The organism is Cellulophaga baltica (assembly GCF_018861125.1).
In the GTDB taxonomy this organism is placed as follows: domain Bacteria; phylum Bacteroidota; class Bacteroidia; order Flavobacteriales; family Flavobacteriaceae; genus Cellulophaga; species Cellulophaga baltica_A.
In genome coordinates this window covers 401,523-415,029 of sequence record NZ_JAHKQN010000005.1, presented here as the reverse complement: position 1 = coordinate 415,029, position 13,507 = coordinate 401,523, and the positions used below count along the sequence as shown (strand labels likewise).

The following is a 13,507-nucleotide window of genomic DNA, read 5'->3' as shown; positions in this document are numbered from 1 at the left end:
ATAATTTAAAGTTAAAAATGTATTTTTAGTTTTCCGTAAATAAGCTTTCCTGGAATATTGGTAATATTATCAGGATCAGTAAAATTGAATAGATTATCAATACCGAATCCTAGTTTGTAGTTTTTGTAAAATGTTTTATTGATAGAAAAATCTAGTATGCAATATCCATTAACAAAGTCATCATAATTGTCTAAATAAGTATTTCCGTTACTATCTGTTAGACCGTATTTACTTCTGTAAGTAGTTCTTATATTAGCGTCTGTTTTATATTTAGGAATGTTGTAGAATATTTTTAGGTTAGACATGTGTCTAGATCTATTGTATAGACCATAATAATCGTCTTTCTGTAATTGGAATGAAGAATTATTGTTGTCTCGTGCATATACTTCACCATTGTTAAATGCTTCTTTGGCATCTTTATCTTTGGCATATAAGAGTTGATACCCGCCTAAAATTTTTAAATTCTTTGTAGGGTTCCATTTTAAATTGAATTCTAAACCTTCTGTATAAACATTGTTCACATTGTAATAGCTGTATACGTTTTGCCCATTTGTTTTATTTGCTATTACTCTTGTGTCTATTAAATTGCTAATATTATTTCTAAAAAAATTTATAGTACTAGTAAGTTTTGAGTTGAATGTATAATCAATCCCTAGGTTTATGCTTACAGAACTTTCAGGTTTTAATTCGCTATCAAATTCAGAAATTGGAACTATAATACTTGATATTTCTCCTTGTGCTTCTAGTTCTGGTATTGCAGTGGCTACAGCATTATACCCTAATACCGTATAACCAACTGTTGCATTTGTAAAGTCAAAATATAGTTGCCTAAAATCGGGGGCTTTATAGCCATAACCTATAGATGATTTTATAGCTAATTTATTTGATAACTGGTATCTAATGGCAGTTTTTGGGCTGAATTGTGACTTATACTTATTGTGGCTATCAAAACGAGCACCAATAATTAAATTTAATTTATCTGTGGGGTTTGCATCATATTGAGCGTAAATGTAGGGAGAGTTAAATATTGGTTTTTCAGTAAAATCGTCACGATCAAGGGTTTCATGGTTTAAGCCAATACCTCCTATAAAACTATTTTTATTATTTACATGATATGCAACTCTAAATTCTGGTCTAATTAAAACTTGATCGTAGTTTGAATCACTATATCTAGAACCAGTACTAATAGAGTCTAAATATTCTTTTGCTATATAACGTGTTGTATATAAATCAAAATTACTACTCCATTTTTTATTATAATTATGACTTATTTTAAAGCGGGCATTCCATTCGTTAATGTTACTCTCGCCTTTTAATTCTTCTGAAGCAACGTAATCTTGATTCTGAGTATAATACCTTCCTGATAATAAAATTTTAGTTTTTTTTGAAATATCATAAGTAAGTTTGCTGTTAAAAGTATAGTTACTGTAAGGTTCAACTGTTTTTAGGGTAACATCGTCATCTAAATCGTAACCGTTAGAGCTATATCTATTGATAAATGTACTTATGCCTATTTTTTTCTTTTTATAAGAAATTAATGTGTTTAAATCGTGTGTATTATAGGCTCCAAGTCTGTAATTTATATCACCATTTAAGCCTTTTTTTGGGTTTTCAGTAATAATATTGATTACACCACCAAGGGCTTCACTACCATACAAACTTGATGAGGCGCCTTTTACTACTTCTATTTGTTTAATATTTCCAACTGTTAATCTTGTAATATCAAGAGTTCCTGCGGAACGACCTATTAGTGGGACTCCATCAATTAAAATTAGTGTATACTGAGAATCTAATCCTTGTAATTGTATTCCTTCCCCTCCGCCATAATCGGGTACGGTAATTAAGCCAGTTTGTTCATTTAATATATCACTAAGGCGGATAGAATTTGAACTTTCAATATCTTTTTTAGAGATTATTTGTACAGGAAGTGGAAGTGAAGATAACTGCCTAATTGTTCTTGTGGCTGTAATTACAACTTCATCAAGTTGTTTTATTTCAGTTGAATCACTTTTAACTGTTTGTGCTAAAAGAATGTAGTTTAAAAAAAGGCATAAAATAAATATGCAATTATTTTTATTTAGATTCATTCTTGATTAGATTTGTCACAAATATATAATCTTATTTTAATTGAGTCTAAATAAGGTTTAATTTTTTTGCATCAAATTGTTAAACACAGAACAAATGAAACAAACTTTTTTAGTAGCTATACTGGGTATGTTGCTTATTTCTAATTTAAGTGCTCAGAATAAAAAGAAACAAGATCAAAAGGCCATCAAAAGTATGTGTGGTTGTTATGAAGTATCTTTCAACTTTGCTGAAACTTTTCAGTATGCTGAAGATTCAACGTATGTAGCATCAAAAACCAAACATGATAAAGGTTTAGAATGGGTGCAATTGGTTGAAGATTCTGACGATAAAATTATGCTACAACATTTATTAATTGTTGGGCCAGAGTCATCACCTTATATTGTAAAACACTGGCGTCAAGATTGGGAGTTTGAAAATACAGACTTATATGAGTTTGATCATGATAACAAATGGAACTTTGTAAGTTTACCAAAAGATGAAGTAAAGGGTCAGTGGACTCAAAAAGTTTTCCAGGTTGATGATAGTCCGCGTTATGAAGGAAGTGCAACTTGGGTGCATGTTGATGGTAAAAGTTATTGGGAAAATACAACTGATGCACCATTACCAAGAAGGGAGTATACAACGCGTAGTGATTATAATGTAACAACAAGAACTAACAGGCATGAAATAGTTGAAAATGGTTGGTTACATGACCAGGATAATAACAAGGTGATACGTGAAGATGGTAAAGAAGATATTTTATTAGCGCAAGAAAAAGGACATAATACGTATGTAAAGGTTGCTGATGAGAAATGTAAAGCTGCTCAAGATTACTGGGTGTCTCATGAAAATAAATGGCAAATTGTACGTTCAAAGTGGAATGAGGTTTTTGCACGTAATAAAGTTTTACATTTAGAAGAAAAAGTTGATAATAAGTTGTTGTATAAATATTTATTTGACGACGAAAATTATAACACTAGCGAACAAATTAACCCAGTAATAGAATCATTTGTAAAATAAAATCATGAAAAAAACACTATTTATATTATTCATTTCAATTTTTAGTGCGCAGTTAAGTGCACAAGGTCATGGACCAGCAAAAACTGAAGAAAATGTTTTTTTAAATCGAGAATTTTGGGGCTCAAAACCTACGATTAAATTAATAGAGGAAAAAATTAATGAAGGAAATGATATTGCAGGAAAAACTTCAAGCAATTTTGATCCTGTTGTTTACGCAATTTTACAACAAGCAGATAATTCCGTAATTAAATATATTCAGTCAAAAGAAGGTAACGATGCCAATAAACTTACACATGACGGTAGAACATATTTATTTTGGGCAGCGTACAAAGGTAATGTAGAGATCATGAAATATTTAGTTTCAAAAGGAGCTAAAATGGATATCACGGACGATAAAGGAAGTACGGTATTAAATTTTGCAGCAGCAGCAGGTGAGCAAAATACAGCTGTTTATGATTTTTGTATAGCAAATGGTGCTGATCTTAAAAAAGACCTTACACCTTATGGCGCAAATGCATTGTTGTTAGGTATTCAAAAAGATAAAAATTTTAAACTAACGGATTATTTTGTTAGCAAAGGTTTGTCAATTAATAGTGTTGATGCAAAAGGTAATGATGCTTTTAACTATGTTGCAAAAACAGGAAATATTGAAGCTTTAAAAGCTTTACGTGAAAAAGGAGTTAACGGTAATGATAATGCTTTTATGTTTGCTACCCAAGGTGGACGTAGAGCTAAGCTAAAACCTTTAGAATTCTATAAATTTTTAGAATCTTTAGGTTTAAATCCTAATGTAATTGATAGTGAAGGGAAAACTCCTTTACATAACTTAGCTTCTTATGCTACAGATAAAGAAGTATTTAATTATTTTATAAACAAAGGGGTTGATGTAAACCTTGCAGACCAAGAAGGTAATACAGCGTTTTTAAATGCAGTGAATAGAAACGAAGTTGAGACAATTGAATTTTTTCTACCAAAGATAAAAGACATAAATCTTAAAAATAAGAAGGGAGAAACTGCTTTAGCAATTGCTACTGAAAATAATTCACCTAAAGTTGTTGCATTTTTACTTCAGAATAAAGCATCAATTAAAACTATTGATAATGAGGGGAATAATTTAGCTTATTATTTATTAAAATCTTACAGTCCAAAATCAAAAACTGATTTTGATGCAAAATTAAAATTGTTAACTGAAGAAGGTTTAGATATTACTGCTCCTCAAAAAAATGGAAATACATTATATCACTTGGCTTTAGCTAATAATGATGTTAAATTGTTAGAAGTGGTAAAGCAATATAATATTGATGTTAATGCTAAAAATAATGATGGTGTTGCTCCAATTCATGTAGCAGCAATGCGTGCAAAAGATGATAAAGCTTTGAAGTATTTATTATCAATTGGTGCTAAAAAAGATGCTACCACTGATTTTGATGAATCTGTTTATGATTTAGCTTCAGAAAACGAATTATTACAAGAGAAAAATATATCAATTGAATTTTTAAAGTAAGATGAAAAAAGTATTTAAAATAACATTTTTTGCAACAGTGGCTATTTTGGTGTTATCTGTTTATTCTTTCACCTTAAAACCTGCAACTACAAAGTATAAGTGTATGATGCAGATGATTAACTACACAGGTGAAGGTGCTTATGTGGTAATTTCATTAATTAACCCGGAAGGAGCATATGAAAAAACACTATATGTTCAAGGTGATGATAGTGAGTGGTATCATGATATTACAGAGTGGTGGAAATTTTATGGTAAAAAACGTTCAGATTTAGATGCTATTACTGGTGAAACTATTGCTGGTGGTGCGCGTACAATTAGTGTTATTGAAATAGATGATGATAAAGTAAATAGTGGTTACAAAATCCGTTTTGAAACTGCTGTTGAAGATCAGGAATATTATACCAAAGACGCAGAGTTTGAATTAACTTCTGAATCGGTAAAAAGTAAAGTAGAAGGTACGGGTTTCTTACGTTATGTGCGTATGTTGCCTAATTAATAACTACATATGACAATTTCTATTTGGAGATATAGCCACCTTGCACTGGCTGTATCTTCTTTTGTTTTTATACTATTAGCTTCTTTAACCGGAATTATCTTGGCTTTTGAACCTATTTCTGAGCAAATACAACCCTATAAAGTATCGGGGTTTGATGAGCTTACCGCTTCAGAAACTATTTCCGTTTTTAAAGATAAATATTCTGAAGTTTTGTCTTTAGAAATTGATGCTAATGATTTTGTAACTGCTTCGGTATTTACTGATGAAGGGGGATCATTAACAGGTTTTTTTAATCCGATTACTGCTGATTTCATAGGAGAGAAACCTGAGGTTTCAAAGTTTTTTCAGTTTGTAACCAGTTTACATCGTTCTTTATTTTTAAAAAGTATTGGACGTTTTTTTGTAGGTCTATGTTCTTTTTTACTCTTCTTAATTACCGTTTCTGGTACGGTGCTAATTTTAAAACGACAGGGTGGAGTTCGTAAATTCTTTACAAAAGTAGTTAATGAAAGTTTTGCACAGTATTGGCATGTGGTGTTGGGTAGAGCTACATTAATTCCTATAATAATCATTACACTTACTGGGGTGTATTTATCCCTTGAAAAATTCAATGTTTTTCCTGCCGATAAAAAATCGCATCTAATAGATTTTGAGCAGATTAATGCCACTCCACAATTAAATATTAATGATTTTCCTGTTCTGAAAGACGTACAATTATCAGATGTTGAGCACGTAGAATTCCCATTTTCTGATGATGTTGAGGATTATTACACGATTAAATTTCAAACCAAAGAATTGGTAATTAATCAATTTACTGGTGAAGTTTTAAGCGTGATTGAAGATCCTTTAATTAATGTGCTTTCAAAACTAAGCTTGAAATTACATACTGGTGAGGGTTCTATAATATGGTCATTTATATTATTGATAGCTACCGTAAACATTTTGTTTTTCATTTATTCTGGTTTTGCTATGACCCTTAAAAGAAGAGCATTTAGAATTAAAAATAAATTCACTAAAAATAATAGTGAGTATGTTATTTTGGTGGGTTCTGAAAACGGAGGAACTTTATTATTTGCTAATGCATTAAAAAAAGAATTAATTTTTAATGGTAAACGTGTTTTTGTAGCGGAATTAAATAAATATACTATTTATAAAAACATAAAGCATTTAATTGTTCTAACTTCTACTTATGGTGAAGGAGAAGCACCTGCAAATGCAACTAATTTTTTAAAGTTATTAGAAAAAATTAAACAAAACCAAAGCTTTGATTATTCTGTAGTAGGTTTTGGTTCGCTTTCATACCCAGATTTTTGCAAATTTGCTTTTGATGTAGATAAATCTTTACAAGATCAAAATATAAAACAGTTATTACCACCTTTTACGATTAATGATAAATCATTCAATAGTTTTGAGCAATGGGTAGCTTTATGGTCCAAAGCAGTAGGAACTCAATTGTCAATTTCTTCCGATGCTTTTCATACCATACCTAAAAATACGGTACCATTTAAAGTAGTTTCTAAAACCAATAAAGAAGATAATCCTGATGATACTTTTAGACTTGTTTTAAAGCCTAAAAAGAAGCTTCGTTTTACTTCTGGTGACTTATTAGCTATTTACCCTAAGGATGACTATAACGAACGTTTATATTCAATTGCCAAAGTCAATGGTAACATGCATTTAAGTGTGAAGTGTCACTTAAATGGATTAGGTTCTAATTACTTGAATGATTTAGTTGTAAACAAGCAGCTTAAGGCAAGGGTAATCCAAAACAAGAATTTTCATTTTCCTAAAAAAACTGATAGAGTAATTATGATTGGTAATGGAACAGGAATCATTCCTTTTATAGGTATGTTAGCTGGTAATTCAAAAAAAATAGATACACACTTGTATTGTGGAGTGAGAACGAAAAGGGCTTTCAATTTATACCAACCAGAAATTAGTACGTATCTAAAAGATGGAAATCTTACCAAGTTAACTATTGCTTATTCTAAAGAAGAATACAAAGTATATGTGCAAGATTTAATCACAGGGGATTCAGATTTTATTATGGAAACTCTTTTAAGTGAAGGTGTGTTAATGGTCTGTGGTTCTTTAGTTATGTATAAAGGTGTTCTTGATGCTCTTGAGCAAATTTGCTTAGCTAACAAGCTTAATATTAATGATTTTAGACATTTAATAAAGTCTGATTGTTATTAATTTTAAAAAGCAGGAAAATTAGTCCTCTTTTGTTTTTTATTTAGAATGATTCTACATAAATTCGTTATTTAGAATTGATATAAATAAATTACTCCCATGGACGACATTAATACGATTTACTATAATGAATTTGGAATAGCATTTCAGTGGACAAAAAATTCAGAAAAAGATAGTAAAAAAATTCAGTTGGTATTTAAAGACACTGGTGTTTATGTTACTAAAAACGAACTTGAATTATTTTCTATAATTATAGAAAATACCTTAGATAGTTTATGTGTATGCGATGGTTGTCAGCATAAAGATTCTTGTAAATCATATTTATTACAAACACCTTTTGGGCAAATTAGTTTTGCAATGACTTTAAAAGAATTGAAAGATGTTGAAGATTTAATAACAGGTACAATTTTCCAATTGCGTTTAGATAATATGCTAGAAAATCAATCTATTGATTTGAATTAAAAAAAGGAGATTTTTTATAAATCCATATACAATGCAACCAATCCTTCAGGTGTGGTTACATGTATTGTTTTATTCTCACGGTCTACTTTAGTGATAATATCATCATTTATAGGAATAAGTAATTGCTTGTCATCTTTAATAGCTTCAAACAATGCTTGTGATGTAGTATCATTTACACTTTCAATAGTACCAATATCACCATGAACACTGTCATTTAAAGTGAAACCAATAATTTCGTGAAAGTAGAATTTGTTACCCGTAAGTTTAGGTAACATAGTAAGTGGTAGGTAAATTTCTGAACCCATAATGCGATCTGCATCAGATTCATCTGCAATCTCTTCAAAACGAACACGTAATAATGTTGATTTATGAAGTTGCGATTTTTTAATAAAAAAAGGAACCAGATTATTTCCAAGGGAAATAAACACTGATTCCAATTTTTCGTATGCTTCAGGTTCGTCAGTATCTAACTTAATTAGTAACTCACCTTTAAAGCTGTATTTTGAAACGATTTTACCTAAGTAGAAACAATCTGACTTTAGCATATCGTTTTAAATATAAATTACTCTTTAGTTTCTGTTTCAGCAGCAGGAGCTTCCTCAGCAGGAGCAGCTTCTTCTGCATCAGCAACTACTTCTTCTGGTAAAGCAGCAGCGGCAGCTTCAGCAGCACGCTTTTCGTTAACAGCTTTTTCAGCTTCTAACGCTTTAGCTTTAGCATCAGCCTTAGCTTTATCTAAACCTTCTACTTTAGAACCAACTATTTTTCCTTTTTCTTCTAACCAAGCATTGAATTTTTCTTCAACTTGCTCTTCAGTTAATGCGCCTTTACGTAAACCACCTAATAAGTGGTGCTTTAAAAGAACACCTTTATAAGATAAAATTCTCTTAGCAGTTTCAGTTGGTTGTGCACCATTCTGTAACCAAGTAACAGATTTATCTAAGTTTAAGTCAATTGTTGCAGGGTTTGTATTAGGGTTGTAGATACCTAATTTTTCTAAGAATTTACCATCTCTTTTTGATCTTGCATCTGCAGCAACGATCCAATAAAATGGTTTTCCTTTTTTACCGTGTCTTTGTAATCTAATTTTAACTGGCATATCACATTAATTTGTAGGGTGCCCGACCCTTGATTATTAATTCTAAACTTTGCTTATTCTTAAGCGGGTGCAAATATAATCTTTTTTCGTTTATAAACAACATGTTTTTAATTACTTAATCACAACTAAAAACTTTGGTTAATAACTCCTTATAAAACTACTTTAAATAAACGGGGTATTTCACTATTTTTACAAGCTACTTTTCTTGACAGTAAAACACCTGCTATGTACTTAATTTTTGATACTGAAACTACCGGATTACCTAAGCGTTGGGATGCACCTATTACCGATTCTGATAACTGGCCACGTTGTATACAAATTGCTTGGCAGTTGCATGATGCTATGGGTAATGTTATTGAGCATCAAGATTATTTGGTAAAACCTGATGGTTTTAATATTCCGTATGATGCAGAGCAAATCCATGGTATTTCTACCGAATTAGCGGCGCAAGATGGTGTTCCGTTAGCTGAGGTTTTAGAAAAATTTAATACTGTAATGGCCAAAACAAAATTTGTTGTTGGTCAAAATGTTGGTTTTGATGTTAATATAATGGGGGCGGAATTTCACCGTTTAGCTGTTGAGAACCCCTTACAAGAGTTACCTGTTTTAGATACGTGTACAGAGCATACTGCGCAACTTTGTCAAATACCTGGTGGTCGTGGTGGTAAATTTAAGTTGCCTACGTTAACTGAATTACATCAATTTTTATTTGGAGAACCTTTTGGTGAAGCGCATAATGCCACAGCCGATGTTGAAGCAACCACGCGTTGTTTTTTAGAGTTAATACGTAAAGAGCAATACACTGTTGAGCAATTAGATGTTCAGCCAGATTATTTCAAAAATTTTTCAGAAGCAAATCCAAAAGAGATTCAGCTTATCGGTTTAAAGCATATCAATCTCAAAAAAGCATCTAAAAAAATTGCAGATGCGCTTTGGGCAAAAGATACTGGCGGTGTTTCTGAAGAAGAAATAGAAGAGAATTTAGCAACACTTGAGAATGCAAGTTTTGCGCATTTACATAATCATTCACAGTTTTCAATTCTTCAATCTACCATAAGTATTCCTGCATTGATTAGTGCAACGGCAAAAGCAAAAATGCCAGCTGTTGCATTAACCGATCATGCGAATATGATGGGAGCTTTTCATTTTGTAAATGGAGTTATCAATCACAATAAGGGAGTAAAGTCACGAAATGAAGAAAATTTAAAGCGTTTTGAAGCCACTCAAAATGGAACATTGGCTGAGGAAGAAGAGCCTTTAACGGAATTACCAGAGCCTGAAGTTGAAATTACTCCAATGGTAGGTTGTGAGTTTCAGGTTTGTGAAGACCATACCAACAAGTCTCAAAAAGATAATGGGTATCAAATCGTAATGATTGCTAAAAACAAAAATGGCTATTTGAATTTGGCAAAAATGTCATCTATAGCCTTTGTAAGCGGTAAATACTACGTGCCTCGTATTGATAAAAAAGTTGTTGAGCAGTATAAAGAAGATGTTATTGTACTTACAGGTAATTTGTATGGTGAAGTGCCAAGTAAGGTTTTAAATGTTGGTGAAAAGCAAGCGGAAGAGGCTTTAATTTGGTGGAAAGACACTTTTGGTGATGATTTATATATTGAGCTTATGCGTCACGGTCAAGAAGATGAAGATCGTGTAAATCAAGTATTAGTTCAATTTGCCAAAAAGCATAATGTAAAATTGGTTGCCACCAATAATACTTATTATGCGGAAAAAGAAAATGCTCATGCACACGATATTTTATTATGTGTAAAAGACGGTGAAAAACAATCCACACCAATTGGTCGTGGTCGTGGTTATCGTTATGGTTTACCAAATCAAGAATATTACTTTAAGTCTCCTGATGAAATGAAGGAGCTTTTTAAAGATATACCTGATGCGATCATTAATATTCAAGAAATAGTTGATAAGGTTGAAACTTTTACATTGGCACGTGATGTATTATTACCAGCTTTTGATATTCCAGAAGAGTTTCAATTTGAAGAAGATAAGTTAGACGGCGGTAAGCGAGGTGAAAATAAATTTTTACGTCACATTACTTACGAAGGTGCAAAAATTAGATACGGTGATATTACACCTGAAATTGATGAGCGATTAGATTTTGAATTACAAGTAATTGAAAAAACAGGGTATCCTGGGTATTTTTTAATTGTTGAAGATTTTATTCGTGCAGCACGTAAAATGGATGTTTCGGTTGGTCCGGGGCGTGGGTCTGCTGCAGGTTCTGCAGTGGCCTATTGTTTGTGGATTACCAATTTAGACCCGATTAAGTATGATTTACTTTTTGAGCGTTTCTTAAATCCAGATCGTGTGTCCATGCCCGATATTGATATTGATTTTGATGATGAAGGTCGTGGTCGTGTTATGGATTATGTGATTGATAAATACGGCTCAAATCAGGTGGCGCAGATTATTACTTACGGTACAATGGCCGCTAAATCTTCTATTAGAGATACAGCACGTGCACTTGATTTACCTTTGAGTGATTCGGATAGAATGGCGAAGCTAATCCCGAACATGTCTAAATTAAAAAAGATTATTGGGGTTGATGAAAAAGTATTAAAAAGTAAATTTAACAGTGAAGAACTCATAAAAGTAAATGAGTTATTAGCTATTTCTGAAGGTGATGATTTAGAGGCAGAAACGTTAAACCAAGCTTATATTTTAGAGGGCTCTGTTCGTAATACAGGTATTCATGCCTGTGGTGTAATTATTACACCAGATGATATTACCAAGTTCGTTCCTGTGGCATTGGCTAAGGATTCTGAAATGTACTGCACCCAGTTTGACAACTCCGTTGTGGAAGATGCCGGCTTACTAAAAATGGATTTCTTGGGGTTAAAAACATTGACCTTAATTAAAGATACCGTTAAAATTGTGAAAGCAAAACATGGTGTTGAATTAGATCCAGAAAATTTTCCATTAGATGATGTGAAAACATACGAGCTTTTCCAGCGTGGTGAAACAGTAGGGGTTTTTCAATATGAATCTCCTGGAATGCAAAAACACATGAGATCGCTTAAACCAACTGTTTTTGCTGATTTAATTGCTATGAATGCTTTGTATCGCCCTGGTCCAATGGAATACATACCAAGTTTTATCGCGCGTAAACATGGTACAGAAGAAATTATTTATGATTTAGATGCCTGCGAAGAATATTTAGCGGAGACTTACGGAATTACAGTATACCAAGAGCAAGTGATGCTATTATCGCAAAAGTTGGCGGACTTTACGAAAGGTGAAGCTGATGTTTTGCGTAAAGCAATGGGTAAAAAGCAGAAGCACGTTCTTGATAAAATGAAGCCTAAGTTTATAGAGCAAGCTTCAGCTAAAGGTCATGCCGTTGATAAATTAGAGAAAATTTGGAAAGATTGGGAAGCATTTGCAGCGTACGCCTTTAATAAATCGCACTCTACATGTTATGCGTGGATAGCCTACCAAACAGCGTATTGCAAGGCACATTACCCTGCAGAATATATGGCGGCCGTGCTTTCAAATAATATGAATGATATAAAATCGGTTACTTTTTTTATGGAAGAGTGTAAGCGTATGGGCTTAGAAGTTTTAGGGCCAGATGTTAATGAATCATATTACAAATTTGCAGTGAACGATAGGGGAGCAGTACGTTTTGGAATGGGCGCTGTAAAAGGTGTTGGTCGTGGTGCTGTAGAGACTATTGTTGAAAGTAGAAAAGAAGGGGTTTATAAATCAGTTTTTGATTTAGCAAAACGTATAGATTTACGTGCAGCGAATAAAAAAGCATTTGAAAACTTAGCAGTCGCTGGTGGGTTTGATTCTTTTGGTGATACGCATAGAGCACAATATTTTTATGATGATGGTGATGGAATTACATTCTTGGAAAAAGCTGTAAAGTATGGCGCTAAATTTCAAGAGAATGAAAACTCAAGTCAGGTAAGTTTATTTGGTGACGCTAGTGAAGTGCAAATACCTGAGCCAATTGTTCCACCGTGTGAAGAATGGGGGACGATGGAAAAACTTCGTAGAGAAAAAGAAGTGGTTGGTATTTATATTTCTGGTCACCCGTTGGATGATTTTAAAGCAGAAGTAAAAGCATTTTGTAATGCCAGTTTATCTAATTTAAATGCACTCGAAACTATCGTAAATAGAGAAGTATCTTTTGCAGGTGTAATTACTGATGTGCAACACCGAGTTTCAAAAAATGGAAAAGGTTGGGCAATGTTTACGATGGAAGATTATACCGAATCTTTCGATTTTAGAATATTCGGTGAGGAATATTTAAAATTCCGTCATTTTCTAATGATTAATAGCTTTGCGTATGTAAAGGTTTTTGTTCGTGATGGTTGGGTTAACAGAGAAACCGGTAAAAAAGGAGATCCTAGAATGCAATTTAATAGCTTTATGTTATTGCAAGATGTTATGGAAACCTATGCAAAAAAATTGACCATAAATCTAAATATAAACGATTTAAAAGAAGAAGGTGTTCGTACTTTAAAAGATACAATTTCGTCGCATGATGGTGATCATTCGTTAAGTTTTGTGGTGTATGAAATGAATGAAGAAATTAAGGTAACTTTGGTTAGTAGAAAGCAAAAAGTGCAGATTACGAGTGAGTTATTAGAGCGATTAGAAGAACAAGATGTGCTTTTTAAGTTAAATTAGGTATAAA

General features: G+C 32.4%; 9 protein-coding genes. 6 read left to right on the top strand and 3 right to left on the bottom strand.

Translation table 11 applies throughout. The features are described 5' to 3' along the window. Window positions 1–11: 11 nt before the first annotated feature. On the bottom strand, window positions 12–2,087 hold the full coding sequence (locus KO500_RS02535) for a TonB-dependent receptor plug domain-containing protein (protein ID WP_215954924.1): 2,076 nt from the start codon (window positions 2,085–2,087) through the stop codon (window positions 12–14). A 94-nt stretch (window positions 2,088–2,181) separates the two neighbouring features. Between KO500_RS02535 and KO500_RS02530 the strand changes: the two genes are divergently transcribed. From KO500_RS02530 to KO500_RS02510, 5 genes are all read left to right on the top strand, one after another. Next, window positions 2,182–3,087, top strand: a complete 906-nt coding sequence (locus KO500_RS02530; RefSeq protein ID WP_215954923.1) for a DUF6607 family protein — start codon at window positions 2,182–2,184, stop codon at window positions 3,085–3,087. Window positions 3,088–3,091: 4 nt separating this feature from the next. Beyond that, the gene (locus KO500_RS02525; protein ID WP_215954922.1) at window positions 3,092–4,591 is read left to right on the top strand and encodes an ankyrin repeat domain-containing protein; all 1,500 of its coding nucleotides are present in this window, start codon (window positions 3,092–3,094) and stop codon (window positions 4,589–4,591) included. 1 nt (window position 4,592) lies between these two features. Beyond that, window positions 4,593–5,087: a DUF2271 domain-containing protein gene (locus tag KO500_RS02520; RefSeq protein WP_215954921.1), complete on the top strand. Its 495-nt coding sequence runs from the start codon at window positions 4,593–4,595 to the stop codon at window positions 5,085–5,087. Between the two features lie 9 nt (window positions 5,088–5,096). After that, window positions 5,097–7,283: a PepSY domain-containing protein gene (locus KO500_RS02515; protein WP_215954920.1), complete on the top strand. Its 2,187-nt coding sequence runs from the start codon at window positions 5,097–5,099 to the stop codon at window positions 7,281–7,283. 96 nt (window positions 7,284–7,379) lie between these two features. Continuing rightward, window positions 7,380–7,742 (top strand): hypothetical protein, encoded by a 363-nt coding sequence (locus tag KO500_RS02510; protein WP_215954919.1) that lies wholly within the window; start codon window positions 7,380–7,382, stop codon window positions 7,740–7,742. Window positions 7,743–7,756: 14 nt separating this feature from the next. Here the strand turns inward: KO500_RS02510 and rimM are convergent, their stop codons facing one another. Further along, window positions 7,757–8,287, bottom strand: coding sequence for a ribosome maturation factor RimM (gene rimM / locus KO500_RS02505; RefSeq protein ID WP_215954918.1), 531 nt, complete (start codon window positions 8,285–8,287; stop codon window positions 7,757–7,759). 17 nt (window positions 8,288–8,304) lie between these two features. Continuing rightward, complete coding sequence (locus KO500_RS02500) at window positions 8,305–8,841, bottom strand: 30S ribosomal protein S16 (RefSeq protein ID WP_215954917.1); 537 nt, start codon at window positions 8,839–8,841, stop codon at window positions 8,305–8,307. Between the two features lie 225 nt (window positions 8,842–9,066). On the opposite strand from KO500_RS02500, the gene dnaE reads away from it, so the two are divergent. After that, window positions 9,067–13,500, top strand: a complete 4,434-nt coding sequence (dnaE, locus tag KO500_RS02495; RefSeq protein ID WP_215954916.1) for a DNA polymerase III subunit alpha — start codon at window positions 9,067–9,069, stop codon at window positions 13,498–13,500. Window positions 13,501–13,507 lie beyond the last annotated feature (7 nt).

Bases quoted from the DNA above. Each gene is read 5' to 3' on its own strand.
- KO500_RS02535 (WP_215954924.1), bottom strand. From the start codon at position 2,087: ATGAATCTAAATAAAAATAATTGCATATTTATTTTATGCCTTTTTTTA.
- KO500_RS02530 (WP_215954923.1), top strand. From the start codon at position 2,182: ATGAAACAAACTTTTTTAGTAGCTATACTGGGTATGTTGCTTATTTCT.
- KO500_RS02525 (WP_215954922.1), top strand. From the start codon at position 3,092: ATGAAAAAAACACTATTTATATTATTCATTTCAATTTTTAGTGCGCAG.
- KO500_RS02520 (WP_215954921.1), top strand. From the start codon at position 4,593: ATGAAAAAAGTATTTAAAATAACATTTTTTGCAACAGTGGCTATTTTG.
- KO500_RS02515 (WP_215954920.1), top strand. From the start codon at position 5,097: ATGACAATTTCTATTTGGAGATATAGCCACCTTGCACTGGCTGTATCT.
- KO500_RS02510 (WP_215954919.1), top strand. From the start codon at position 7,380: ATGGACGACATTAATACGATTTACTATAATGAATTTGGAATAGCATTT.
- rimM (WP_215954918.1), bottom strand. From the start codon at position 8,287: ATGCTAAAGTCAGATTGTTTCTACTTAGGTAAAATCGTTTCAAAATAC.
- KO500_RS02500 (WP_215954917.1), bottom strand. From the start codon at position 8,841: ATGCCAGTTAAAATTAGATTACAAAGACACGGTAAAAAAGGAAAACCA.
- dnaE (WP_215954916.1), top strand. From the start codon at position 9,067: ATGTACTTAATTTTTGATACTGAAACTACCGGATTACCTAAGCGTTGG.